The following is a 22928-nucleotide window of genomic DNA, read 5'->3' as shown; positions in this document are numbered from 1 at the left end:
GGAACCTTCAGCGGCCCGGGCTTACACCGTCCGCATGATGATCCTGGACGGCCATGCAATAAGCTCCATCCCGCATAACTGGCGGCTGGTGCTGCTTGTCGATGACAGCCGGGCGCAAAGGCGCACCCTGGCGGTCCAGCTGACCCGCGCCGGCTATCACGTGGTGGAGGCCGCCAGCGGCGACGAGGCGATGCGCATCTGTCTGGAACGGCGCCCCGACATCGTGATCTCGGACTGGATGATGCCGGGGCAGAGCGGGCTGGATTTCTGCCGCCGCTTCCGCGAGATGCAGTCGGACCGCTACGGCTATTTCATCCTGCTGACCTCGCGCAACGACAAGAAGGACATTGCCGACGGGCTGCGCGCCGGCGCCGACGAATTCCTGACCAAACCGGTCTCGGGGGCCGAGCTGCTGGCCCGGCTGTCCGCCAGCGAACGCATCCTGCGCATGGAGGAAAGGCTGCGCAACGCCAATGCCCAGCTCAGCGCCACGCTGACCGAATTGCGCGCCACCCAGGCCGCGATCGAGCGCGACCTGCGCGAAGCGCAGCGCCTGCAGCAGGGGCTGGTGCGGGAACGTCATGGCCGCTACGGCGATTTCGACCTGTCCCTGCTGATGCGCCCGGCCGGCCATATCGGCGGCGACCTGGTCGGGTTCTTCCCGATCAATGCCCGCCGGGTCGGGCTGTTCGCGCTGGACGTGGCGGGACATGGCGTGGCGGCCGCCCTGCTCAGCGCCCGGCTGGCGGCGCTGCTCTCGGGCGCGACCGACCACAACATCGCGCTGCGCATCACCGAGCTGGGGCTCTACGACGCCCGCCCGCCCGCCGAGATCCTGCGCCAGCTCAATATGCTGATGCTCGAGGAATTGCGCACCGAATCCTATTTCACCATGGTCTATGCCGACCTGGACTTCCTGACCGGCCGGCTGCGGCTGGTGCAGGCGGGCCACCCGCATCCGGTGCTGCAGCGCGCCGATGGCCGGATCGAGCGCATCGGCGGCGGCGGCCTGCCCGTGGGCGTCTTTTCCCATGCCGAATACGAAGAGGTGCAGCTGACCCTGAGCCCCGGCGACCGGCTGTTCATCAGCTCGGACGGGCTGACCGAAAGTGAGAATCCCCGCGGCGAGCCCCTGGGCGAAGAGGGGCTGCACGCCATCCTGCGCACCAATGCCATGCTGCGCGGCGACGCGCTGCTGGAATCGATCTGCTGGTCTGCGGCGCATTATGCCGGCGGCCAGCGCAGCGACGACATTTCGGCGGTGCTGATCGAGCGGCGTCCGGACGGGCAAGGCCCTTGGGGCTGATCCGCCTCAGCGCCGGCGCAGCGCCGCCCTCACCATGGCGCGCGATCCCGGATCGGGCAGCAAGGCCGCGACGCGCGGCAAGGGCACCCAATGCGCCTCATGCCCCGGCTCGGCTGGCGCGCCCAGACGGGCGACCGGCCGCGCCAGCCAGACGGTGCAGAGCTTTTCCGCCCAGAACCCGTAATCCGGCATGTAGCAGAAGCGCCGATAGGCACCGAAGCGGCGCGGATTGCCGATGCTCCAGCCGGTCTCCTCGCGGACCTCGCGATGCAGGGCGGCCAGCGGCGATTCGCCCGGATCGATGCCCCCGCCGGGCAGCTGGAACTCCGGCGCGGGCGCCTGCTGGAAGGTCAGCAGCGCCGCCCCGTCGCGGACCAGCAGCGCATAGGCCCCCGGACGCAGCCGATAGGCGCGCCGTCCGGGCGGCGGTCCGAAACGCGGTATCATGCAGGCCCCTTTTCTTCCCCGCCCCATGCTGCAAGCCTGTCGGGGCCGGCTGCCGCGACCCCAGCACCGAAAGCCGGCGGCTTCTTCGTTCCCCAAATACCCATGCGACGCCGCCGCAGGCAACAAGGCCCGCCTGCCCGGCCCTGTCGTCAAAGCAAAAGCCGCGCAAACCCAAGGGCTTGCGCGGCTTTTGTATCATGGTGCCCAGGAGAGGACTCGAACCTCCACGCCTTGCGGCACACGGACCTGAACCGTGCGCGTCTACCAATTCCGCCACCTGGGCAGGTCGCGTGAGCCGGGTGATTAAGCCCAGCCGCGGGGGGTGTCAACGGGGGGGCAACAAAAATCTTCGCCCACCCGAATCTTTTTTCCGCGCCGCCGCGCGGGTCGCGATATTCTTTCGCCAGCCGCGGCCCGCCGCGCCGCATCGAACGCCGTCCACAACCGCAGCGGGCGATATCCTATCCTTTCGGTCAGGTTGCTGCCGGGAAGCGCCCGGGACTAGAAACCCTTCACAGGAAGTCATTTGTTGCCAGTGCTCTGATAAACGGAATTTTTCCATGGACGACCTCAAGACCCGCGAATGGGACGCCATCGTGATCGGCACGGGGATCGGCGGGGGAACCGCGGGCCGGCGCCTGGCCGAGGCGGGGCTTTCCGTGCTCTACCTGGAAAAAGGGCCCGACCTGGGCGACGCCCCCCTGCCCGCGCTTGGGATCGAGACCCGCGATCCCGAGGCGCGGATGGCCAACGGCGCCTGGCCCTGCATGCTCGAGGCCAAGCTGGACGGCGCCTGGTGCGAGCTTGACGGCATGATCGGCACCGGGGTGGGTGGCACCTCGGCCTATTACGCGGCGACGCTGGAGCGTCCCGAGCGGCACGACCTGGACACGACCGAGGCGCTGCCGCACCCGACCGGCGGCTGGCCGGTCGGCTATGACGAGATGCTGCCCTGGTTCTCGCTGGCCGAGAAATATTTCCATATCAACGGCGAGGTCGATCCGCTTGCCCCCGCGGGGGCCGAGCTGCTGCCGCCGATCCTGCCGCTGCCGGCTTCGGACGCGGCGCTGATGGCGGCGCTGCGCCGGTCGGGCATGCATCCCTATCGCACGCATATGGCGGCGCGCTTCCTGCCGGGCTGCGAGAGCTGCTTCGGCCGGCGCTGCCCGCGGCGCTGCAAGATGGACGGCCGCTCGGCCGGGGTGCTGCCGGCGATCGAGACCGGTCGCGCCGCGCTGATCGACCGCTGTTCGGTGACCCGGATCGAGGCCGACGGCCAGCAGGTCCAGGGCGTCACCTGCCGCCGCGACGGGCAGGAATTCACCCTGCGCGCCCGGACCTATGTGCTGGCGGCGGGCGGGCTGGGCTCGCCCTCGCTGCTCTTGCGTTCGGCCGGCGAGGCCTGGCCCCGGGGGCTGGGCAACCGCAACGGCCTGGTCGGCCGCAACCTGATGTTCCACCTCAGCGAGATCATCGCCATCTGGGCCGGACAGGGCCGGGACGAGACCGGCGCCTCGCGCTCGATCAGCATGCGCGACCTGTATTTCATCAACGGCCAGCGGTTCGGCACCGTGCAATCCATGGGGCTGACGGCCGGCTATGGCGAGATCCTGCACGCGCTGAACGGCCGCTTCGACCAGTCGCCGCTGCGCCGCATCCGGCCACTGCGGCACGGGCTGCGCTTTCCCGCCCTGGTCGCGGCGCGGATGCTGGGCAATGCCAAGCTGTTCGTGGGCGTGCTCGAGGACCTGCCCTATGCGCATAACCGCGTCCTGCCCGATCCGCAGGACCCCGACCGGCTGCGCTTCCGCTACGACATCTCGGACGAGCTGCGCGGCCGGCGGGCCGCCTTCCGCAAGGCGATGCGCGCGGCCTTCCGCCCGCATCGGGCGATGTTCATGGGCAGCGCGCCGCAGCTGAACTTCGCCCATCCCTGCGGCACGCTGCGCTTTGGCGACGATCCCGCCAGCAGCGTTCTGGACCGCGATTGCCGGATGCATGGCGTCGACAATCTCTTCGTGGCCGATTCCTCGTTCATGCCGACCTCGAACGGGGTCAATCCCAGCCTGACCATCGCCGCCAATGCGCTGCGGGTGGCGGACGCGATCGTCGCAGGACTGCGGCCACGGCTTGCCGCTGGCGGAAGCCTTGGGTATTGAACGATCAAGCAAGCCACGAAGGGAGCGCCGCATGTCCGCAGCCAAGCTGGTCACCATCTATGGCGGGTCCGGATTCCTGGGCCGGCAGATCGCCCGGATCATGGCCGCGCAGGGCTGGCGCATCCGCGTCGCCGTCCGCCGCCCGAACGAGGCCGGCGTCGTGCGCACCTATGGCGCGCCCGGCCAGGTCGAGCCGGTGCCCTGCAACATCCGCGACGACCTGTCGGTGACCGCCTGCATGGCCGATGCGGATGCGGTCATCAACTGCGTCGGCATCATGGTGCGCGAGGGCAAGAACACCTTCGACGCCATCCATGAGGAGGCGGCGGGCCGCGTCGCCCGCATCGCCGCCGAGACCGGGGTGAAGCAGTTCGTGCATGTCTCGGCCATCGGCGCGGATGCGGATTCGGAAAGCCGCTATGCCGCCTCCAAGGGCCGGGGCGAGGCCGCGGTGCTGGCGCATCGCCCCGATGCGGTGATCCTGCGGCCCTCGGTCATGTTCGGGCCGGACGATCATTTCTACAACCGCCTCGCCGCGATGACGCGGCTGGGCCCGATCCTGCTGGTACCGGGCGCGAATACGCCGATGCAGCCGGTCTATGTCGATGACGTGGCGCGCGCCGCCGCCATGGCCGCCGCGGGCGAGGCGCAGCCCGGCATCTACGAACTGGGCGGGCCGGACGTCCTGACGATGCGCGAGATCGCGCAGCAGGTGCTGACCGCCATCGGGCGCCGCCGCGCCGTCATCGGCCTGCCGCATTGGCTGAGCCGCGTGATGGGAACGGTGCTGGACGGCGTGCAGACCGTCACCGGCGGGCTGCTGACCAACCGCATCATGACCCGGGACCAGGCGCGGCTGCTGCGCCTGCCGAACCGGGTCTCGGGCCAGGCCAAGACCTTCGCCGACCTGGGCATCGAGCCGACCGCCGCCCCCGCCGTCATCGAAGGCTATCTGTGGCGCTTCCGCCCCTCGGGACAATATGAGGCGATCACCGCCTCGGCGAAGAACCTGCGCAACAGCTGATGGACCACAACACCCTTGTTGCCGTCGCCCTGGGTCTGCTGGAGGGGCTGACGGAGTTCATCCCCGTGTCCTCGACCGGCCATGTGCTGCTGGCCGGGCATTTCCTCGGCTTCGATTCGCCCGGCCGCGCCTTCGAGGTGCTGATCCAGCTGGGCGCGATCATGGCCATCCTCGGCGTCTATGCCGGGCGGCTGTGGCGGATCTTCACCAGCGCGCCGCAGGACCCGCGCGCGCGGCGCTTCATCCTGGCCGTCCTGCTGGCCTTCCTGCCCGCCGTGGTGATCGGCGTGCTGGCGCACCGCATCATCAAGGAGGTCCTGTTCGAGACCCCCGGCCTGATCGCGGTCATGCTGATCGTCGGCGGCGTGGTGCTGCTGTTCGTGGACCGGATGGCGAACCGGCCGCGCTATTTCTCGGCCGAGGACTTCCCGCTGCCCATGGCGGTCAAGATCGGCTTCATCCAGTGCCTGGCGATGATCCCCGGCGTCTCGCGTTCGGGCGCGACCATCGTGGGCGCCCTGCTTCTGGGCGCGGACAAGCGTTCCGCGGCCGAGTTCAGCTTTTTCCTGTCGATGCCGACGATGCTGGGCGCCTTCGTCTATGACCTCTACAAGAACCGCGACATCCTGGACGCGACAGCGACCGGGAACATCGTGATCGGCTTCTTCTGCGCCTTCCTGGCCGCCGTCGTCGTGGTGCGCGGGCTGCTGAACTATGTCTCGACCTACGGCTACGGCTTCTTCGCCTGGTGGCGAATCGTGGTCGGAGCCGCAGTTCTGCTGGCTTTGCAGGCAGGTTGGTAAACTATGCTGACCTATTTTTCGCATTTGCAGCATGGATTTTTTAACCCAAGAGCCGGAAATCGTTAATTAGGTCAACTCTGCTGACTTTTCTTTGGCGGCAGCCTGACTTATCAGGCTGTGAACACCCTCGTCATCGAAGGACGCGCAGCCATGGCCACGCAGAAGATGCTCAAATTCGTCACCATCGGGCGCGAGATGCCCGAGAAACGTGACGCGGCATCCCGCTCGGAAGACTTTCACGAGATCTATCGCGAATTCGCCGAGGCCAAGGCCAAGGAACAGGCCAGCCGCTGCAGCCAATGCGGCGTGCCCTATTGCCAGAGCCATTGCCCGCTGCACAACAACATCCCCGACTGGCTGCGCCTGACCGCCGAGGGCCGCGTGCAGGAGGCCTATCTGCGCAGCCAGGAAACCAACACCTTCCCCGAGATCTGCGGCCGCATCTGCCCTCAGGACCGGCTGTGCGAAGGCAATTGCGTCATCGAACAGTCCGGCCACGGCACCGTCACCATCGGCGCCATCGAGAAATACATCACCGACACCGCCTGGGAAGAGGGCTGGATCACCCCCGTCGTCCCCATGCAGGAGCGCCCGGAATCCATCGGCATCATCGGCGCCGGCCCGGGGGGGCTTGCCGCCGCAGACCGGCTGCGCCGCATGGGCTTCCAGGTCACGGTCTACGACCGCCACGACCGCGCCGGCGGGCTGCTGATCTATGGCATTCCCGGTTTCAAGCTGGAAAAGCAGGTGGTCGAGCGGCGCACCCGGCAACTGGCCGAGGGCGGCGTGGATTTCGTGCTGAACATCAATGTCGGCAAGGATATCAGCTTCGACGCCATCCGCGGCAAGCATGATGCGGTGCTGATCGCGACCGGCGTCTACAAGACCCGCGACCTGGACATCGACAATGCCGCCGCCAAGGGCGTGGTGCGGGCGCTGGACTACCTGACCGCCTCGAACCGGGTCGATCTGGGCGATGAGATCCCCGATTACGAGGATGGCGAGCTGAACGCCAAGGGCAAGCGCGTCGTGGTCATCGGCGGCGGCGACACCGCCATGGATTGCGTGCGCACCGCCATCCGCCAGGGCGCGCAATCGGTGAAATGCCTGTATCGCCGCGACCGCGCCAACATGCCCGGCAGCCAGCGCGAGGTGCAGAACGCCGAGGAGGAGGGCGTCGAATTCGTCTGGCTCTCGGCCCCCGGCGCATTCACCGGCCATGTCACCGGCGAGGCGATGGTGGCGCAGGAACGCGACGTGGACGATACCGGCGACATCCCGACCATCAGCGCCGTGCGGGTGCAGAAGATGCGGCTGGGCGCGCCGGACGTCTCGGGCCGGCAGTCGCCCGAACTGATCGAGGGCGCCGATTACGACGAGCCGGCCGAGCTGGTCATCAAGGCCCTGGGCTTCGAGCCCGAGGAGCTGCCGCGGCTCTGGGGCGTCGAGGGGCTGGAAGTGACGCGCTGGGGCACGATCAAGGCCGATTACCAGACGCATCAGACCAGCCTGCCCGGCGTCTTTGCCGTGGGCGACATCGTGCGCGGCGCCTCGCTGGTGGTCTGGGCGATCCGCGACGGCCGCGAGGCTGCCGACAGCATCGCCGGCTATCTTTCGGGCGCCGCCCGCGTCGCCGCCGAATAGGGGTGTGGCCATGGCGTCTGGACCAAGCATCAATCCCGCAACGCGCCGCGCGGCGCTGGCGGCAGGAATGGCAATCTTGCTGACCTTTCTGCCGCTGCCTGCCGCCGCGGCGAATTTCACCCCGCCCTCGGGCTGCAAGCTCGAGGTGACGGTGCAGAACCGCGGCTGCAGCGTCTCGCAGCATTATCGGTGCAGCGCCGATGCGCCGGGCGACCAGTGGGTGACCTATTTCACCGCCGAGGGCCCGACCTTCCAGTCGCGCATCGACCGCGAGACGCGCTGGATGGAAAGCACCGACCTGCGCAGCGGCCTGACCGACGTGCTGGAGGACGAGGCCGAGGACCACGCCTCGTTCAGCACGCTGCTGGACACGGGCCGGGACGATTTCGACTTCTGGACCCGCTCGAACAGCGGCGAGCGGCTGCGCCATGTCGGCCAGGACGAGCTGACCGGCGAGACGGTGCAGATCGGTGGCGTGTCGCTGGAGGTCACGCGCTTCGAGCTGACCACCTACAGCGAATCCGGCCAGGTGCTGATCCGGCGCCGGGGCCAGCAATTCGTCAGCCGCGCGCAAGGGCGGTTCTATGGCGGCGTCGAGACCTCCGAGGACTGGACCGGCGCCGTGCAGCAGACCAACGACAGCCCGGTGACGTTCTCGTTCCCGGGGCAGCCCGGCTTCGGCTCGACCACGCCGGAATATGATTGCGACCTGCAGATGGTGGGCGGCGAAGGCGCCGGCATCCTGTGGCAGCTTATGAAGGAGGCACGGACGTGATGGACTGTGAACAGATGAGCTGGGAACAGCAGGAACAGGCCCGCCGCGACTGGATGGCGGAACATTCGCTCTACCGTGCCGAGGACGAGCATTCGTCCTGCGGCGTCGGCCTGGTCGTCAGCATCGACGGCAAGGCCAGCCGCAAGGTGGTGGAAAGCGGCATCAACGCGCTGAAGGCGATCTGGCATCGCGGCGCCGTGGACGCGGACGGCAAGACCGGCGACGGCGCCGGCATCCATGTGCAGATCCCGGTGCCCTTCTTCTACGACCAGGTCCGCCGCACCGGGCACGAGCCCGACCATGACAAGCTGATCGCCGTGGGCCAGGTGTTCCTGCCGCGCACCGATTTCGCCGCGCAGGAACGCTGCCGGACCATCGTGGAATCCGAAGTGCTGCGCATGGGCCATTACATCTATGGCTGGCGGCACGTGCCGGTGAACACCGCGGTCCTGGGCGAAAAGGCCAACGCCACCCGCCCCGAGATCGAGCAGATCCTGATCCGCTGCGACAAGGACATCGACGACGAGCAGTTCGAGCGCGAGCTCTACATCATCCGCCGCCGGATCGAGAAGGCGGCGGTGGCGGCGCAGATCGCCGGCATGTATATCTGCACGCTGTCGTGCCGCAGCATCATCTACAAGGGCATGATGCTGGCCGAGCAGGTGGCCGAATTCTATCCCGACCTCAAGGACGAACGCTTCGAGAGCGCCTTCGCCATCTATCACCAGCGTTATTCGACCAACACCTTCCCGCAATGGTGGCTGGCGCAGCCCTTCCGCATGCTGGCCCATAACGGCGAGATCAACACGCTCAAGGGCAACTCGAACTGGATGCGCAGCCACGAGATCCGCATGGCCTCGCGGACCTTCGGCGAGATGGCCGAGGACATCAAGCCGATCATCCCCGGCGGCTCGTCCGACTCGGCGGCGCTGGACGCGGTGTTCGAGGTGCTGGTGCGCTCTGGCCGCAACGCGCCGATGACCAAGACCATCCTGGTGCCGGAAGCCTGGTCCAAGGCCACCACCGACATGCCCAAGGCCTGGGCGGACATGTATGCCTATTGCAACTCGATCATGGAGCCCTGGGACGGCCCCGCCGCGCTGGCGATGACCGACGGGCGCTGGGTCTGCGGCGGGCTGGACCGCAACGGGTTGCGGCCGCTGCGCTATGTCGTGACCGGCGACAACCTGCTGATCGCCGGGTCCGAGGCCGGCATGGTCCCGGTCGACGAAACCACCGTGCGCGAAAAGGGCGCGCTGGGGCCAGGCCAGATGATCGCCGTCGACATGGCCGAGGGCAAGCTTTACCACGACCGCGAGATCAAGGACCATCTGGCTGCCAGCCAACCCTTCGGCGACTGGGTGGAAAAGGTGGTGCAGCCCTCGGAACTGATGGCGAAGCTGCCCGAGACCGCGCTTTACGCCGGCGAAGAGCTGCACCGCCGCCAGATCGCGGTCGGCTATACCGTCGAGCTGGTCGAGCAGATGCTGGTGCCGATGGCCGAGGACGCCAAGGAGGCGCTGGCCTCGATGGGCGACGACACGCCGCCCGCCGTGCTGTCGCGCCAGTTCCGGCCGCTGTCGCATTACTTCCGGCAGAACTTCAGCCAGGTGACGAACCCGCCCATCGACTCCTTGCGCGAAAGCCGGGTGATGAGCCTGCGCACCCGCTTCGGCAACCTCAAGAACGTGCTTGAGGAAAGCTCGACCCATGCCGAGATCACCATGCTGGAAAGCCCCTTCCTCGCGAATGGCGAGTTCGAGGAGCTGACCCGCATGTTCGAGGGCCAGGCGACGCAGATCGACTGCACCTTCGCCGTCGATGGCGGGCCGGACGCCCTGGCCGAGGCGCTGGCGCGCATCCGCGCCGAGGCCGAGGATGCCGTGCGTTCCGGCAACGGCCATATCATCCTGACCGACGAGGGCATCTCGGCCGACCGCATCGGCGTGCCGATGATCCTGGCGACCAGCGCCGTGCACAGCTGGCTGACCCGCAAGGGGCTGCGGACCTTCTGCTCGTTGAACGTGCGGGCCTCGGAATGCGTGGACCCGCATGATTTCGCGGTGCTGATCGGCTGCGGCGCGACCACGGTGAACCCCTATCTGGCGCAGGACACCCTGGCCGAGCGCATCGAGCGCGGCCTGCTGGACGGCAACCTGATCGACATCATGACCCGCTATCGCGAGGCCATCGACGCCGGGCTGCTGAAGATCATGGCCAAGATGGGGATTTCGGTCCTGTCCTCCTATCGCGGCGGGCTGAACTTCGAGGCGGTGGGGCTTTCCCGCGCCATGGTGGCGGAATATTTCCCCGGCATGCAGTCGCGCATCTCGGGCATCGGGCTGCACGGGCTGCAGGCCAAGCTGGAGGAAGCCCATGCCAAGGGCTTCCGCGCGCCGCTGGTCGATCTGCTGCCGGTGGGCGGCTTCTACAAGGCGCGCCGCTCGGGCGAAAAGCACGCCTGGGAAGCCAATACCATGCGGCTGTTGCAGCTGGCCTGCGAAAGGGCGTCCTACGACATCTGGAAGCAGTTCACCGCCACGATGCGGGCGAACCTGCCGATCCATATCCGCGACCTTCTGGACATCAAGCCGCTGGGCAAGCCGGTGCCGCTGGAGGAGGTGGAATCGATCACCTCGATCCGCAAGCGCTTCGTGACGCCGGGCATGTCGTTGGGGGCCTTGTCGCCCGAGGCGCATATGACGCTGAACATCGCCATGAACCGCATCGGCGCCAAGTCCGACTCGGGCGAGGGCGGCGAGGACCCGGCGCACAGCCACCCGCTGCCGAATGGCGACAACCCCTGCGCCAAGATCAAGCAGGTCGCCTCGGGCCGCTTCGGCGTCACCGCCGAATACCTGAACGCCTGCGAGGAGCTGGAGATCAAGGTCGCGCAAGGGGCCAAGCCCGGCGAGGGCGGCCAGCTTCCGGGCATGAAGGTCACCGACCTGATCGCCCGGCTGCGGCATTCGACCAAGGGCGTGACGCTGATCTCGCCCCCGCCGCATCACGACATCTATTCGATCGAAGACCTTGCGCAGCTGATCTATGACCTCAAGCAGATCAACCCGCGCGCCAAGATCACCGTGAAGCTGGTGGCCTCCTCGGGTGTCGGCACCATCGCGGCGGGCGTGGCCAAGGCCAAGGCCGACGTGATCCTGATCTCGGGCCATAACGGCGGCACCGGGGCCAGCCCGGCGACCTCGATCAAGTTCGCCGGCCTGCCGTGGGAGATGGGCCTGACCGAGGCGCATCAGGTGCTGGCGATGAACCGGCTGCGCGACCGCGTCACGCTGCGCACCGACGGCGGGTTGCGGACCGGCCGCGACATCGTCATGGCGGCGATGATGGGGGCCGAGGAATTCGGCATCGGCACCGCCGCGCTGATCGCCATGGGCTGCATCATGGTGCGTCAGTGCCAGTCGAACACCTGCCCGGTCGGCGTCTGCACCCAGGACGAGAAGCTGCGCGCGATGTTCAACGGCTCGGCCGACAAGGTGGTGAACCTGATCACCTTCTACGCCACCGAGGTGCGCGAGATCCTGGCCCTGATCGGCGCGCGTTCGCTGGACGAGATCATCGGCCGCGCCGACCTGCTGACCCAGGTCAGCCGGGGCGACAAGTCGCTGGACGACCTGGACCTGAACCCGCTGCTCATCACCGTCGATGGCTCGGACAAGATCGTCTACGACCGCTCGAAGCCGCGCAACGCCGTGCCCGACACGCTGGATGCCGAGATCATCCGCGATGCCGGCCGCTTCTTCTCGGATGGCGAGAAGATGCAGCTGTCCTATGCGGTCAGGAACACCCAGCGGACGGTGGGCACGCGGACAAGCTCGATGATCGTGCAGACCTTCGGCATGCGCAACACGCTGCAGCCCGATCACCTGACCGTGCGCCTGACCGGCTCGGCCGGGCAATCGCTGGGCGCCTTCGCTGCGCCCGGACTGAAGATCGAGGTCTCGGGCGATGCCAACGACTATGTCGGCAAGGGGCTTTCGGGCGGCACCATCGTGGTGCGGCCGCCGATGGGCAGCCCGCTGAACGCGGCCGAGAACACCATCATCGGCAATACCGTGCTTTACGGCGCCACCGACGGCCATCTTTTCGCGGCCGGCCGCGCGGGCGAGCGTTTTGCCGTCCGCAACTCGGGCGCCAAGGTGGTGATCGAGGGCTGCGGCAGCAACGGCTGCGAATACATGACCGGCGGCGTCGCCGTGATCCTGGGCCGGATCGGCGCCAATTTCGGCGCCGGCATGACCGGGGGCATGGCCTATCTCTATGACCCCGAGGGCGTGGCGCGCGACTACATCAATGCCGAAACGCTGGTCCTGTGCCCGGTGACGCAGGCGCATTGGGAAGCGGAGCTCAAGGGCCTGATCGAGCGGCACCACCAGGAAACCCGCTCGCGCCGGGCCGAGGAGATCCTGCAGAACTGGGAGGAGGAGAAGCTGAACTTCCTGCAGGTCTGCCCCAAGGAGATGCTGCCGCATCTGAAGCATCCCATCGCCCCGGTCGAGGATCTGGCGGCGGTGCCGGCAGAGTAAACGCAGCGCGGATGACGACAGCGGGGGCCCTTGCGGCCCCCGTTTCGTTTCGGGGCGGTGAATCGCGGCTCCTGCGGCGGGGAATCGGCGGCGATTGCCGGGCTGCGCCGCTGGACCGGCCCGCACCGCCATGATGCGGCCTTTTTCCGCGATGGCGGTTGGCCCGCCTTGCAATCGCGGCTAAACCCCCGCGCGACGGATTCGGAAAAGGAAGCGCCCATGTCCGCGACCGAAAAGATCGCCCTCGGCAGCATCCTTGTCGGCCTGGTCGTGCTGGCGCTCAAGAGCTTCGCCTGGTGGCTGACCGGCTCGGTCGCGCTGCTTTCGGACGCGCTGGAAAGCACGGTGAACGTCGCCACCGCCGTCGCCGCGCTGATCGCCATCCGCGTCGCCGCCAAGCCCGCCGACCGGGACCACCCCTATGGCCATCACAAGGCGGAATTCTTCAGCGCCGTGCTGGAGGGGGTGATGATCATCGTCGCCGCGCTGCTGATCCTGCGTGAGGCGTATCACGGCTTCCAGAACCCGCGCATGCTGGATGCGCCGCTGGAGGGGCTGCTGGTCAACGGCCTGGCCAGCGTGCTGAACGGGCTGTGGTGCTGGGTGCTGGTCAGCCGCGGGCGCCGGCTGAAATCGCCGGCGCTGGTCGCGGACGGGCGTCACCTGCTGTCGGACGTGATCTCGTCGGTGGGCGTGGTGGCCGGGGTGGCGCTGGCGGTCGTGACCGGCTGGGCGGTGCTGGACCCGGCGCTGGCGGCGCTGGTCGCGCTGAACATCCTGTGGTCGGGCTGGAAGGTGATGACCAGCTCGCTCTCGGGTCTGATGGACGAGGCGGTGTCCGAGGACACGCTGGCCGATATCCGCGCCACCATCTCGGACGCCGCCACCGGCGCCATCGAGGCGCATGACCTGCGCACCCGCCATGCCGGGCCGCGCACCTTCATCGACTTCCACCTGGTGGTGGACGGCCAGACGACCGTCGATGCCGCCCACGACATCTGCGACCGCATCGAGCAGGCGCTGAAGCGCAAGCTGCCCGAGGCGCTGATCACCATCCATGTCGAGCCCGAGCACAAGGCCAAGCATTCCGGCGTCCTGGTGATCTAGCACAGTGATCTAGCGCAGCCGCCGGCCCTCGGCGTCGAAATGAAAGGCGCGGTTCGGCTCGAAGCCCAGGCCCACCACCTCGTCCACGGCATAGTCCTGCTCGCCGAACAGCCGCACGGTCAAGAGGCCGTGGTCCTCCGAGGAAAGATAGACCAGCGTCTCGCCCCCCAGCTTCTCGACATGGCTGACGCGGCCGCTGATCTGCCCGCCGCCGGGCACCAGATGCTCGGGGCGGATGCCCAGCCTGTCCGAGCGCAGGCCCAGCTTGCCGGCATCCAGGAAATTCATCTGCGGGCTGCCGATGAAGCCGGCGACGAAGGTGTTGTCGGGGTCGTTATACAGGTCCATCGGCCGGCCCACCTGCTCGACCACGCCGCCGCGCAGGACGACGATCTTGTCGGCAAGCGTCATCGCCTCGACCTGGTCATGGGTGACATAGATCATCGTCGCGCCCAGCTCGCGATGCAGCCGGGCGATCTCGATCCGGGTCTGCACGCGCAGCGCGGCGTCGAGGTTCGACAGCGGCTCGTCGAACAGGAACAGCTTGGGCCGCCTCACGATGGCGCGGCCGATGGCGACGCGCTGGCGCTGGCCGCCCGACAGCTCGGCCGGGCGCCGCTCCAGCAGATGGTCCAGCGCCAGCATCTCGGCCGCCTTCCCGGTCGCCGCCTCGATCTGCGCGCGGGGCGTTCCGGCCTGTTTCAGCGCCAGCCCCATGTTGTCGCGCACGGTCAGGTGCGGATAAAGCGCATAGCTCTGGAACACCATGGCGATCTCGCGCCGGGCCGGGGCCAGGTCGTTCACGCGCGCGCCGTCGATGGTCACGTCGCCCGAGGTCACATCCTCGAGCCCGGCGATCATGCGCAGAAGCGTGGACTTGCCGCAGCCCGAGGGGCCGACGAAGACGCAGAACTCGCCATCCTCGACCTTCAGGTCGACGCCCTTGATGACCTGGGTGGCGCCGAAGGACTTGGTGACTTGGGTAAGGGTCAGGGCTCCCATCGGGATCTCCTTGCTGCAAGACGGATCATTTGACGGCGCCGGCGGTGATGCCGCGGATCAGCTGGCGCGAGAAGATCAGGTAAAGCACCAGCACCGGCAGGATGGCGAGGCTCAGCGCCGCCAGCACGGCGTTCCAGTTGGTGACGAACTGGCCGATGAAGACCTGGCTGCCCAGGGTGACGGTCTTGGTCGCCTCGCTGGGCGCCAGGATCAGCGGGAACCACAGGTCGTTCCAGATCGGGATCATGGTGAAGACGGCGACGGTGGCCATGGCCGGCCGCACCAGCGGCAGCACCAGCCGGAAGAAGATGGTGTATTCCGACAGCCCGTCGATGCGCCCGGCATTCTTCAGATCGTCCGAGACGCCGCGCATGAACTCGGACAGGATGAACACCGCCAGCGGCAGCCCCTGCGCGGTATAGACCAGCACCAGCGCCGTCAGCGTGTTGACCAGCCCGGAGGCCACCATCATCTGCAATATGGCGACGGTGCCCAGCCGGATCGGGATCATGATCCCCAGCGCGAGGTACAACCCCATCAGCATATTGCCGCGAAAGCGGTATTCCGACAGGGCGAAGGCCGCCATGGCGCCGAACAGCAGCACGAAGAACAAGCTGGCCACGGTGACGATCAGCGAGTTCTGGAAATAAAGGACGAAATCCCCCTGCGCCAGCACCGTGCGATAGCCGATCAGGTCGAAGCTTTCCGTCGTCGGCACGGCCAGCGGATCGGCGAAGATCGCCCGGCGGTTCTTGAAGCTGTTGATGACCACGACAAAGACCGGGAACAGCGCGATCACCGTGTAAAGGATCAGCACGGCATGGGCGGCCAGGCTGCGGGCGGTGGAATGGCGGGCTTGGCTCATGGCTCTCCCCTCAGAACTGATAGCGGCGCAGCCGGCGCTGGATGGCGAACAGGTAGAAGCCGACGCCCAGCAGGATGATGCCGAACATGGCGGTGGCGATGGTCGCGCCCATATGCGGATCGCCGATCTGCAGCTGGAAGCCGAAGAAGGTCCGGTAAAGGAACGTCCCCAGGATGTCGGTCGAGAAATTCGGCCCCGCCAGCGCGCCTTGCGTCACATAGATCAGGTCGAAGGCGTTGAAATTGCCGACGAAGGTCAGGATCGAGATGATGCCGATCGAGGGCAGGATCAGCGGCAGCTTGATCTTCCAGAACTGCGACCAGCCGGTGACGCCGTCGATCTCGGCCGCCTCGATCACCTCGCCGGGGATCGACAGCAGCGCGGCATAGATCAGCATCATCGGGATGCCGACGAACTGCCAGACCGAGATCAGCGCCAGCGTGGTCAGCGCCGTGCCCTCGCGGCCCAGCCAGGGCGCGAACAGCGACTTCAGCCCGACGGCGTCCAGCATCCCCGGCGCGATGCCCCAGATCGGCGACAGGATCAGCTTCCAGACGAAGCCGACGATGACGAAGCTCAGGATGGTGGGGATGAAGATCGCGGTGCGATAGAACGCCGCCCCCCGCAGCCGCGGCGAGCTCAGCAGCGCCGCCAGCGCCACGCCGACCGGGTTCTGCACCAGCATGTGCACCAGGAAGAACCAGGCGTTGTTGCCGAGCGCGTTCCAGAAGCTCGCCGACCAGCGCGGATCGCCGAACAGCGTGGCGAAGTTCCGCAGGCCCACGAAAACCCGCCCGCCCTCGCCGATGTTGAACAGCGACAGGTTCAGCGTCCCGAACAGCGGAACGATCATGATGGCGGTATAGACCAGCACCGCGGGGGCAAGAAACACCGCGATATGCCAGCGAAACGCTTTCCGCTGCGCCATGACGCCCTCCTTCTCTGTTTGAAAATACCCTCGGGGGGTGCGGGGGGCGGAAAGCCCCCCGCCGCCGGGCCGTCAGGCCCGGCCAACATTTCACTTCGGGCCGTCAGGCCCGGCCAACATTTCACTTCGGGCCGTCAGGCCCGGCCAACATTTCACTTCGGGCCGTCAGGCCCGGCAAGCCGTCACTTCTGCTGCGGCGCGTACCACGAGGCCAGGCCCTGCTGCAGCCGCTCGGCCGCAGCCTCGGGCGTCTCGGCGCCGGTGATGACATTGGCCGAGGCGGTCCAGGTCTCGTTTTCCAGGTTCGGCGTGCCGCGCGACAGGATCTGGTAGGTCGAGCGGATGGTCGGCTCGCAGCTTTCGCGCCAGCCGACAAATTCCTTCGCCAGCGGGTCTTCCATCTCGACCGGGGCCGAATTCAGCGAGAAGAAGCCCGGCAGCGCATTGGCGTAAAGCGCGGCGAATTCCGACGAGCCGACCCATTCCAGGAATTTCCGCGCCTCTTCCGGATGCTTCGTCGCGGCATTCATCCCCAGCGCGATATCGGTATGGTCGCTGATATAGCAGGTGTCGCCCTCGGCCGGGACGGGGGGCGGAAACGCGCCCATCTCGAAGGCGCCGCCGATCTGCGGGCCGAAGACGCCGATTTCCCAGGACCCGGCCGGATAGATGGCGGCGCGGCCCAGGGTGAACAGGTTCTGGCTGTCGGGATAGGTCTGGGCCTCGAACCCGTCGCCCAGATAGTCCTTCCACTTCGCCAGCTGGCGGAAGGGCGCGACCCAAGGCTCGTCGGTCAGCTTTTGCGTGCCCTCGATCAGCGCCTTGCGGCCTTCCTCGCCCTTCCAGTAATTCGGGCCGATGTTCTGGTAGCCCATGGTGGCGGCCTCCCACTGGTCCGCGGTGCCCATGGCCATCGGGATATAGCTGCCGTCTTCCTTGATCTTGTCGAGCAGGGCAAAGAACTCCGCCTCGGTCTTGGGCGGGGTCAGGCCCAGCTCGTCGAAGGCGGTCTTGTTGTAGATGAAGCCATGGATCACCGAGGCCATCGGCACGCAGAAGGTCTGGGCACCGTCATCGGTCTGCCAGGCCGATTTCGCCACGTCCGAGAAATTCGCCATCGCCGCCAGGTCGCTCAGATCGGCCAGCTTGCCCTTCTTGAACAGCTCCAGCGAGGCATCGAAGGGCCGGCAGGTGATCAGGTCGCCGGCCGAGCCCGCATCCAGCTTGGAATTCAGCACCGCGTTGTATTCCGGCGGCGCCGAGGGCGCGAAATTGATCTTGATGCCGGGATTGGCCGCCTCGAAGGCCGGGATGATCTTTTCCTGCCAGATGGCGAGGTCGTCGTTGCGCCAGCTTTCGATGGTCAGCGTCACGTCCTGGGCCCAGGCGGCGCTGCCCAGCAATGTGCTGGCCAGCAGCGCCAGGCGGATGGTCTTGGTCATGGTCTTCTCCCTTCGGCATCGGGTCTCTCGCGGACCCTCCGGTTGCAATCAGATCAGCGGGGCCAGCAGGCCCCCGGTTTCGGCCAGCCGCGCCCGGGCCATGTCGGGCGCCATGCCGCGCGCGACCAGGATGGCGGGCTTGACCGCGCCGCCGCTGCGCGACAGCGCCGCCTCGGCCGCCTCGCGCCCGACCCCCGCGACGGCGGCGACGATGCGGGCGGCGCGGTCCACCAGCTTGATGTTGTCGGCCACCAGGTTGACCATGTAGCCGTCATGGACATGGCCCAGCCGGATCGCCACCAGCACCGAGAGCATGTTCAGCGCCACCTTCTGCGCCGTGGCCGCCCCCATGCGGGTCGAGCCGGAAACCACCTCGGCCCCCGTCTCGATCAGCACCGGGATATCGGCGCGTTGCAGCAGGGCCGAGCCCGCCACATGGGCAAGGCCGGCCACGGTCACCCCCCGTTCCTGCGCCGCCGCGCAGATCGCCAGCGCATAGGGCGTCCGCCCCGAGGCCGAGAGGCACAGAAGCACATCCCCCGCCGCCAGCCCGGCACGATCCAGGTCGGCCAGCGCGAGTTGCGGGTCGTCCTCGACGCTGCCCTGCAGATGCAGAAGCGCCTCGGCCCCGCCGGCGAACATCATCGGCGTGCGCTCGGGCGCGATGCCGAAAGTGCCGGCCAGTTCCAGGCAATCCGCCAGCGCCATCAGCCCCGAGGAGCCGGCCCCGGCATAGCCGAGCTTGCCGCCCCGGCGCAGCGCCTCTGCTGCGGCCTCGGCCGCGCGTTCCAGCGCCGGCAGCGCGGGCTGCAGCGCGCCCAGCGCCGCGACCTGCGCGTCCAGCAGGACGCGCAGCACCTCGCCGCCCGGGCGGGCGTGAAGCCCTGCGGATGCCGGATGCCTTGCCTCGGTGCCGGATGCGGTCATGTGATTCCCCCTGTTCCGTTGATAATGCCAAAACAATACCACTTGTAAAGGCCCTTCTTCAATATCCGCCAAAATTGGCGTTTCATGGCGATTCCGAAAATAGCTCTTCCCTTTTGGTATTGTTTTGGTATCGTGCAGCCAAAGGGAGTCGCCATGTCATATTTCCTGGGCATAGACGGAGGGGGGACCGGCTGCCGCGCTGCCATCGCGGACGGCGCGGGCCGGATCATCGGCCAGGGCGCGGCCGGGCCGGCCAATATCTCGGTCGAGACCGAGGGGGCCTGCGCCAATATCCTCGCCGCCGCCCGCGCCGCGCTTCAGGACGCCGGGCAGGGCCATCTGGACGAGCTGACCGCCGTGCTGGGGCTTGCCGGGGCCAATGTCACCGCCGCCGCCCGCAGCCTTCGGGCCATGCTGCCCTTTCGCCGCACGCGCATCGTCACCGATGCGGTGACCGCCGCCACCGGCGCGCTGGGGGGCGGGGACGGCATCGTCGCCGCCATGGGCACCGGCTCGGTCTTCGCGGTGCAGATCGGCGGCGAGATGCGGCAATATGGCGGCCGCGGCTTCGTCCTGGGCGACGAGGGCAGCGGCGCGGTGCTGGGCCGGGCGCTGCTGGCCGAGGCCCTGCGCGCCGAGGACGGCTTCGCCCCGATGACCCCGCTGCTGCAGGCGGTGCTGGACGAGCTGGGCGGGATCGAGGGGGTGATCTCCTTCGGCTTCCGCGCCCGGCCGGCCGAATTCGCGCAATTCGCGCCGCGCATCATTGCCGGCACCGACCCGGCGGGCGAGCGCATCTTTGCCGCCGCCGTGGCCGAGATCCGCACCATGATCGACAGGCTGCAAGCCGGCTGCGGCCTGCCGGTGGTGTTCCTAGGCGGGCTGGGCCCGCATTACGCCGCCCGCCTGCAGGGGCTATGGCCCATCCAGCCGCCCAGGGGCTCGGGCGTCGACGGGGCGCTGCATCTGGCCCGGCAGGAGGCGTGATGGGCGAGCTGTTCACCCCCGAGGCCTTCGAGGAAACCGGCGGCGGGCCGCTTTACCTGCAACTGCACCGGCTGATCGCCGAGGCCATCGCCTCGGGGCGGCTGCAACCCGGCGACAGCCTGCCGTCCGAGCGCGAGCTGGCGGCGATGACCGGCCTGTCGCGCGTCACCGTGCGCAAGGGGGTGGCAGAGCTGGTCGCCTCGGGGCAGCTGGTGCAGAAGCGCGGCTCGGGCACCTTCGTGGCGCCGAAAGTCGAGAAGCTGGAGCAGGCGCTGTCGCTGCTGACCTCCTTCACCGAGGACATGGCCCGGCGCGGCCGCAGCGTCGAAAGCCGCTGGATCGCCCGCGGGTTGCACGCCCCGGCGCCCGAAGAGGTGATGGCGCTGGGACTGGGCGTCGGCGAGAAGGTGGCGCGGCTGGAACGGGTGCGCAGCTCGGACGGGGTGCCGCTGGCCATCGAGCGCGCCTCGCTGTCGAAGGCGATCCTGCCCGATCCCGAAGGCGTCGATGCCTCGCTTTACGCGGTGCTGGAAGCGCGCGGCATGCGGCCGGTGCGGGCGGTGCAGCGCATCTCGGCCGCGAACCTGAACGCCAAGGACGCGGAATTGCTGGGCGTCAGCCCCGGCGTGGCCGGGCTGCGCATCGAACGCATCTCCTACCTGCCCTCGGGCAAGGTGGTCGAGTTCACCCGCTCGCTCTATCGCGGCGATGCCTATGACTTCGCCGTGGAACTGAAACTTGCCCCGGAAGGCGAAAGGAACCCGTGATGAGCCAGACGCATATGGCGCGCGAAGTGGCCGAGATCCCCGAAGCCGCCGCCCGATTCCTGGAACGCTCGCGCGATGCGGTCGCGGACGCGGCCAGCGCCCTGCGCCGCAAGGACCCCGACCTGGTGGTGACGGTGGCGCGGGGGTCCTCGGACCATGCCGCGACCTATCTGAAATACGCCATCGAGCTGGAGGCCGGGGTGCCGGTCGCCTCGGTCGGCCCCTCCATCGCCTCGATCTATCGCCGGCCCCTGCGGCTGGGCAAGGCGGCCTGCATCGGCATCTCGCAATCCGGCCGCAGCCCGGACGGGGTCGAGATGATGCGCGCCTCGGGGCAAGGGGGGGCGCTGTCCATCGCCATCACCAATGTCGAGGACAGCCCGATGGCGCAGGTCTCGGCCCATTGCCTGCCCCTGCAGGCGGGCGAGGAGAAAAGCGTCGCCGCCACCAAGACCTTCGTCTGTTCGGTGCTGGCCGGGCTGTCGCTCTTGGCGGAATGGCGCGAGGATCACGCCCTGCAGGATGCCGTCGCCGCCCTGCCCGAAGCGTTCGGGCAGGCCGTGGGGCTGGACTGGTCGCCCTTGTCGGCGCGGCTGGCGCGGGCCAGCTCGGCCTTCGTGCTGGGCCGCGGTCCCAGCTTCGCCATCGCCTGCGAATCGGCGCTGAAGTTCAAGGAAACCTCGGGCATCCACGCCGAGGCCTATTCCGCCGCCGAGGTTCTGCACGGCCCGGCCGCCATCGTGCAGGCCGGCTTCCCGGTGCTGGCGCTGGGGATCGAGGATGCCGCCCTGCCCCAGCTCAAGGCCACGGCCGAGCGGCTGGCGGCCCAGGGCGCGGATGTGTTCGTGACCGGCACCGAGGTCGGCGGCGCCGTCACCCTGCCATCGGTCCCCGGCCTGCATCCGCTGGTGGCGCCGCTGGTGACCATCGCCGGCTTCTACGCCTTCATCGAGGGGCTGGCGCGGCGGCGCGGCTTCGACCCCGACACGCCGCCGCATCTGCGTAAGGTGACGGAGACGGTGTGATGGCGCGCGAGGTCCTGACCGGCGCGCGGATCTTCGACGGCGCGCGTTTCCTCGACGGCCATGCGCTGGTGATCGAGGCGGGCAAGATCGCCGCCATCCTGCCCGAGGCCGAGGCGCCGGCCGAGGGGCGGCGGGCGGTGTCGGGCATCCTCGCCCCGGCTTTCCTGGATTTGCAGGTGAACGGCGGGGCCGGGCTGATGCTGGACGGCACGACCGATCTGGGGGGGCTGCACCGCATCTGCGCCGCACATCGCGCGCTTGGCACCGCCGGCGTGCTGCCGACGCTGATCACCGACACGCCCGAGGCCACCGCCCATGTCATCGCGCTGGGGATCGCGGCGGCCGAGGCAGGGGTGCCGGGCTTCCTGGGCCTGCATCTGGAGGGGCCGCATCTGGACCCGCGCCGCAAGGGCGCGCATGATCCGGCGCTGATCCGGCCGATGACCGACGATGATCTGGCCCGGCTTTGCGAGGCCGCCCGCCGGCTGCCGGCGCTGATGGTGACGCTGGCGCCCGAGGCGGCAAGCCCGCAGCAGATCGCGGCGCTGGCCGGGGCCGGGGCGGTGGTCAGCCTGGGCCACAGCGATTGCAGCCATGACGAGGCGCAGGCCGCCTTTGCCGCCGGCGCCCGCTGCGCCACGCATCTGTTCAACGCCATGAGCCAGATCGGCAACCGCGCGCCGGGGCTGGCCGGCGCGGTGCTGGCCGGCGAGGCCGGCGCCGGGCTGATCGCCGACGGCATCCATGTGCATCCGGCGGTGATGCGGCTGGCGCTGGGGGCGCGGCCCGAGGGCATCTTCCTGGTCAGCGATTGCATGGCCTTTGCCGGCACCGACCTGGCCGAGATGGAGCTGGGCGGCCGCAAGGTGCTGCGCCGCGACGGGCGGCTGACCCTGGCCGACGGCACGCTGGCCGGGGCCGACCTGACGCTGCCGCAGGCCATCGCCGTGCTGGTCCGCCAGGTCGGCATCGCGCCGGAACGGGCGCTGCGCATGGCCTCGGCCGTTCCGGCGGCGCTGCTGGGCTTGCAGGACCGCTACGGCGCCCTGGCCCCCGGCCGCGCGGCCGATCTGGTGCTGCTGGACGAGGATTTCGGCCTGCGCGAGCATTGGCTGTCGCCTTGAACGCCGGGAAAGGCCGAGCGGAATGCGCGGTCTTTCCCTCGCCGGCCGG

Annotated in this window: 18 protein-coding genes and 1 tRNA gene; 12 read left to right on the top strand and 7 right to left on the bottom strand. The window is 68.4% G+C overall.

All coding sequences use genetic code 11. The features are described 5' to 3' along the window. The first annotated feature begins 34 nt into the window (after nucleotides 1-34). Entirely contained in the window at nucleotides 35-1306 is a 1272-nt protein-coding gene (locus LOS78_RS09855) for a PP2C family protein-serine/threonine phosphatase (protein ID WP_230378110.1), read from the top strand. A 6-nt stretch (nucleotides 1307-1312) separates the two neighbouring features. On the opposite strand, the gene LOS78_RS09850 is transcribed toward LOS78_RS09855, so the two are convergent. Further along, nucleotides 1313-1753 (bottom strand): NUDIX domain-containing protein, encoded by a 441-nt coding sequence (locus tag LOS78_RS09850; RefSeq protein ID WP_230378109.1) that lies wholly within the window; start codon nucleotides 1751-1753, stop codon nucleotides 1313-1315. A 198-nt stretch (nucleotides 1754-1951) separates the two neighbouring features. Beyond that, a tRNA-Leu gene (locus LOS78_RS09845) sits at nucleotides 1952-2036 on the bottom strand. A 277-nt stretch (nucleotides 2037-2313) separates the two neighbouring features. Here LOS78_RS09845 and LOS78_RS09840 point away from each other — a divergent pair. From LOS78_RS09840 to LOS78_RS09810, 7 genes are all read left to right on the top strand, one after another. Beyond that, nucleotides 2314-3912: a GMC oxidoreductase gene (locus tag LOS78_RS09840; RefSeq protein ID WP_036698228.1), complete on the top strand. Its 1599-nt coding sequence runs from the start codon at nucleotides 2314-2316 to the stop codon at nucleotides 3910-3912. Nucleotides 3913-3943: 31 nt separating this feature from the next. Beyond that, nucleotides 3944-4936, top strand: a complete 993-nt coding sequence (locus tag LOS78_RS09835) for a complex I NDUFA9 subunit family protein (protein WP_230378108.1) — start codon at nucleotides 3944-3946, stop codon at nucleotides 4934-4936. Further along, complete coding sequence (locus LOS78_RS09830; protein ID WP_028713134.1) at nucleotides 4933-5739, top strand: undecaprenyl-diphosphate phosphatase; 807 nt, start codon at nucleotides 4933-4935, stop codon at nucleotides 5737-5739. The genes LOS78_RS09835 and LOS78_RS09830 overlap by 4 nt, the downstream gene beginning before the upstream one ends. A 150-nt stretch (nucleotides 5740-5889) precedes the next feature. Continuing rightward, a complete protein-coding gene (locus LOS78_RS09825) occupies nucleotides 5890-7383 on the top strand; it encodes an NAD(P)-dependent oxidoreductase (protein ID WP_230378107.1) in 1494 nt (497 codons plus the stop codon). Nucleotides 7384-7450: 67 nt separating this feature from the next. Continuing rightward, nucleotides 7451-8158: a hypothetical protein gene (locus LOS78_RS09820; protein WP_230378106.1), complete on the top strand. Its 708-nt coding sequence runs from the start codon at nucleotides 7451-7453 to the stop codon at nucleotides 8156-8158. After that, nucleotides 8158-12705, top strand: a complete 4548-nt coding sequence (gene gltB / locus LOS78_RS09815) for a glutamate synthase large subunit (protein WP_230378105.1) — start codon at nucleotides 8158-8160, stop codon at nucleotides 12703-12705. The genes LOS78_RS09820 and gltB overlap by 1 nt, the downstream gene beginning before the upstream one ends. 219 nt (nucleotides 12706-12924) lie before the next feature. Then, on the top strand, nucleotides 12925-13812 hold the full coding sequence (locus LOS78_RS09810; RefSeq protein WP_028713138.1) for a cation diffusion facilitator family transporter: 888 nt from the start codon (nucleotides 12925-12927) through the stop codon (nucleotides 13810-13812). Between the two features lie 9 nt (nucleotides 13813-13821). Here the strand turns inward: LOS78_RS09810 and LOS78_RS09805 are convergent, their stop codons facing one another. From LOS78_RS09805 to LOS78_RS09785, 5 genes are all read right to left on the bottom strand, one after another. Further along, nucleotides 13822-14814 carry an ABC transporter ATP-binding protein gene (locus tag LOS78_RS09805; protein WP_230378104.1) on the bottom strand — a complete coding sequence of 331 codons (993 nt, stop codon included), beginning with the start codon at nucleotides 14812-14814 and terminating at the stop codon, nucleotides 13822-13824. Between the two features lie 25 nt (nucleotides 14815-14839). Further along, nucleotides 14840-15679 carry a carbohydrate ABC transporter permease gene (locus tag LOS78_RS09800; protein ID WP_230378103.1) on the bottom strand — a complete coding sequence of 280 codons (840 nt, stop codon included), beginning with the start codon at nucleotides 15677-15679 and terminating at the stop codon, nucleotides 14840-14842. A 10-nt stretch (nucleotides 15680-15689) separates the two neighbouring features. After that, on the bottom strand, nucleotides 15690-16607 hold the full coding sequence (locus LOS78_RS09795; RefSeq protein ID WP_230378102.1) for a carbohydrate ABC transporter permease: 918 nt from the start codon (nucleotides 16605-16607) through the stop codon (nucleotides 15690-15692). A gap of 182 nt (nucleotides 16608-16789) precedes the next feature. Further along, nucleotides 16790-18049 (bottom strand): ABC transporter substrate-binding protein, encoded by a 1260-nt coding sequence (locus tag LOS78_RS09790; protein ID WP_230378101.1) that lies wholly within the window; start codon nucleotides 18047-18049, stop codon nucleotides 16790-16792. A gap of 48 nt (nucleotides 18050-18097) precedes the next feature. Next, on the bottom strand, nucleotides 18098-18976 hold the full coding sequence (locus LOS78_RS09785; RefSeq protein ID WP_230378100.1) for an N-acetylmuramic acid 6-phosphate etherase: 879 nt from the start codon (nucleotides 18974-18976) through the stop codon (nucleotides 18098-18100). 153 nt (nucleotides 18977-19129) lie between these two features. On the opposite strand from LOS78_RS09785, the gene LOS78_RS09780 reads away from it, so the two are divergent. Genes LOS78_RS09780 through nagA form a run of 4 tightly spaced genes read left to right on the top strand, consistent with a single transcriptional unit; the run spans nucleotide 19130 to nucleotide 22879 of the window. Further along, on the top strand, nucleotides 19130-19963 hold the full coding sequence (locus tag LOS78_RS09780) for a BadF/BadG/BcrA/BcrD ATPase family protein (protein ID WP_230378099.1): 834 nt from the start codon (nucleotides 19130-19132) through the stop codon (nucleotides 19961-19963). Then, nucleotides 19963-20730 carry a GntR family transcriptional regulator gene (locus LOS78_RS09775; RefSeq protein ID WP_230378098.1) on the top strand — a complete coding sequence of 256 codons (768 nt, stop codon included), beginning with the start codon at nucleotides 19963-19965 and terminating at the stop codon, nucleotides 20728-20730. Before LOS78_RS09780 ends, LOS78_RS09775 begins: the two co-directional genes overlap by 1 nt. After that, complete coding sequence (locus tag LOS78_RS09770) at nucleotides 20730-21755, top strand: SIS domain-containing protein (RefSeq protein ID WP_024842996.1); 1026 nt, start codon at nucleotides 20730-20732, stop codon at nucleotides 21753-21755. The genes LOS78_RS09775 and LOS78_RS09770 overlap by 1 nt, the downstream gene beginning before the upstream one ends. Beyond that, the gene (nagA, locus tag LOS78_RS09765) at nucleotides 21755-22879 is read left to right on the top strand and encodes an N-acetylglucosamine-6-phosphate deacetylase (RefSeq protein ID WP_230378097.1); all 1125 of its coding nucleotides are present in this window, start codon (nucleotides 21755-21757) and stop codon (nucleotides 22877-22879) included. Before LOS78_RS09770 ends, nagA begins: the two co-directional genes overlap by 1 nt. The last annotated feature ends 49 nt before the right edge of the window (nucleotides 22880-22928 follow it).

It is taken from the genome of Paracoccus sp. MA, from assembly GCF_020990385.1.
Classification (GTDB): Bacteria; Pseudomonadota; Alphaproteobacteria; order Rhodobacterales; family Rhodobacteraceae; genus Paracoccus.
This window is presented reverse-complemented; position numbering and strand designations above follow the sequence as displayed.

Bases quoted from the DNA above. Each gene is read 5' to 3' on its own strand.
- LOS78_RS09855 (WP_230378110.1), top strand. From the start codon at position 35: ATGATGATCCTGGACGGCCATGCAATAAGCTCCATCCCGCATAACTGG.
- LOS78_RS09850 (WP_230378109.1), bottom strand. From the start codon at position 1,753: ATGATACCGCGTTTCGGACCGCCGCCCGGACGGCGCGCCTATCGGCTG.
- LOS78_RS09840 (WP_036698228.1), top strand. From the start codon at position 2,314: ATGGACGACCTCAAGACCCGCGAATGGGACGCCATCGTGATCGGCACG.
- LOS78_RS09835 (WP_230378108.1), top strand. From the start codon at position 3,944: ATGTCCGCAGCCAAGCTGGTCACCATCTATGGCGGGTCCGGATTCCTG.
- LOS78_RS09825 (WP_230378107.1), top strand. From the start codon at position 5,890: ATGGCCACGCAGAAGATGCTCAAATTCGTCACCATCGGGCGCGAGATG.
- LOS78_RS09820 (WP_230378106.1), top strand. From the start codon at position 7,451: ATGGCAATCTTGCTGACCTTTCTGCCGCTGCCTGCCGCCGCGGCGAAT.
- gltB (WP_230378105.1), top strand. From the start codon at position 8,158: ATGGACTGTGAACAGATGAGCTGGGAACAGCAGGAACAGGCCCGCCGC.
- LOS78_RS09810 (WP_028713138.1), top strand. From the start codon at position 12,925: ATGTCCGCGACCGAAAAGATCGCCCTCGGCAGCATCCTTGTCGGCCTG.
- LOS78_RS09805 (WP_230378104.1), bottom strand. From the start codon at position 14,814: ATGGGAGCCCTGACCCTTACCCAAGTCACCAAGTCCTTCGGCGCCACC.
- LOS78_RS09800 (WP_230378103.1), bottom strand. From the start codon at position 15,679: ATGAGCCAAGCCCGCCATTCCACCGCCCGCAGCCTGGCCGCCCATGCC.
- LOS78_RS09795 (WP_230378102.1), bottom strand. From the start codon at position 16,607: ATGGCGCAGCGGAAAGCGTTTCGCTGGCATATCGCGGTGTTTCTTGCC.
- LOS78_RS09790 (WP_230378101.1), bottom strand. From the start codon at position 18,049: ATGACCAAGACCATCCGCCTGGCGCTGCTGGCCAGCACATTGCTGGGC.
- LOS78_RS09785 (WP_230378100.1), bottom strand. From the start codon at position 18,976: ATGACCGCATCCGGCACCGAGGCAAGGCATCCGGCATCCGCAGGGCTT.
- LOS78_RS09780 (WP_230378099.1), top strand. From the start codon at position 19,130: ATGTCATATTTCCTGGGCATAGACGGAGGGGGGACCGGCTGCCGCGCT.
- LOS78_RS09775 (WP_230378098.1), top strand. From the start codon at position 19,963: ATGGGCGAGCTGTTCACCCCCGAGGCCTTCGAGGAAACCGGCGGCGGG.
- LOS78_RS09770 (WP_024842996.1), top strand. From the start codon at position 20,730: ATGAGCCAGACGCATATGGCGCGCGAAGTGGCCGAGATCCCCGAAGCC.
- nagA (WP_230378097.1), top strand. From the start codon at position 21,755: ATGGCGCGCGAGGTCCTGACCGGCGCGCGGATCTTCGACGGCGCGCGT.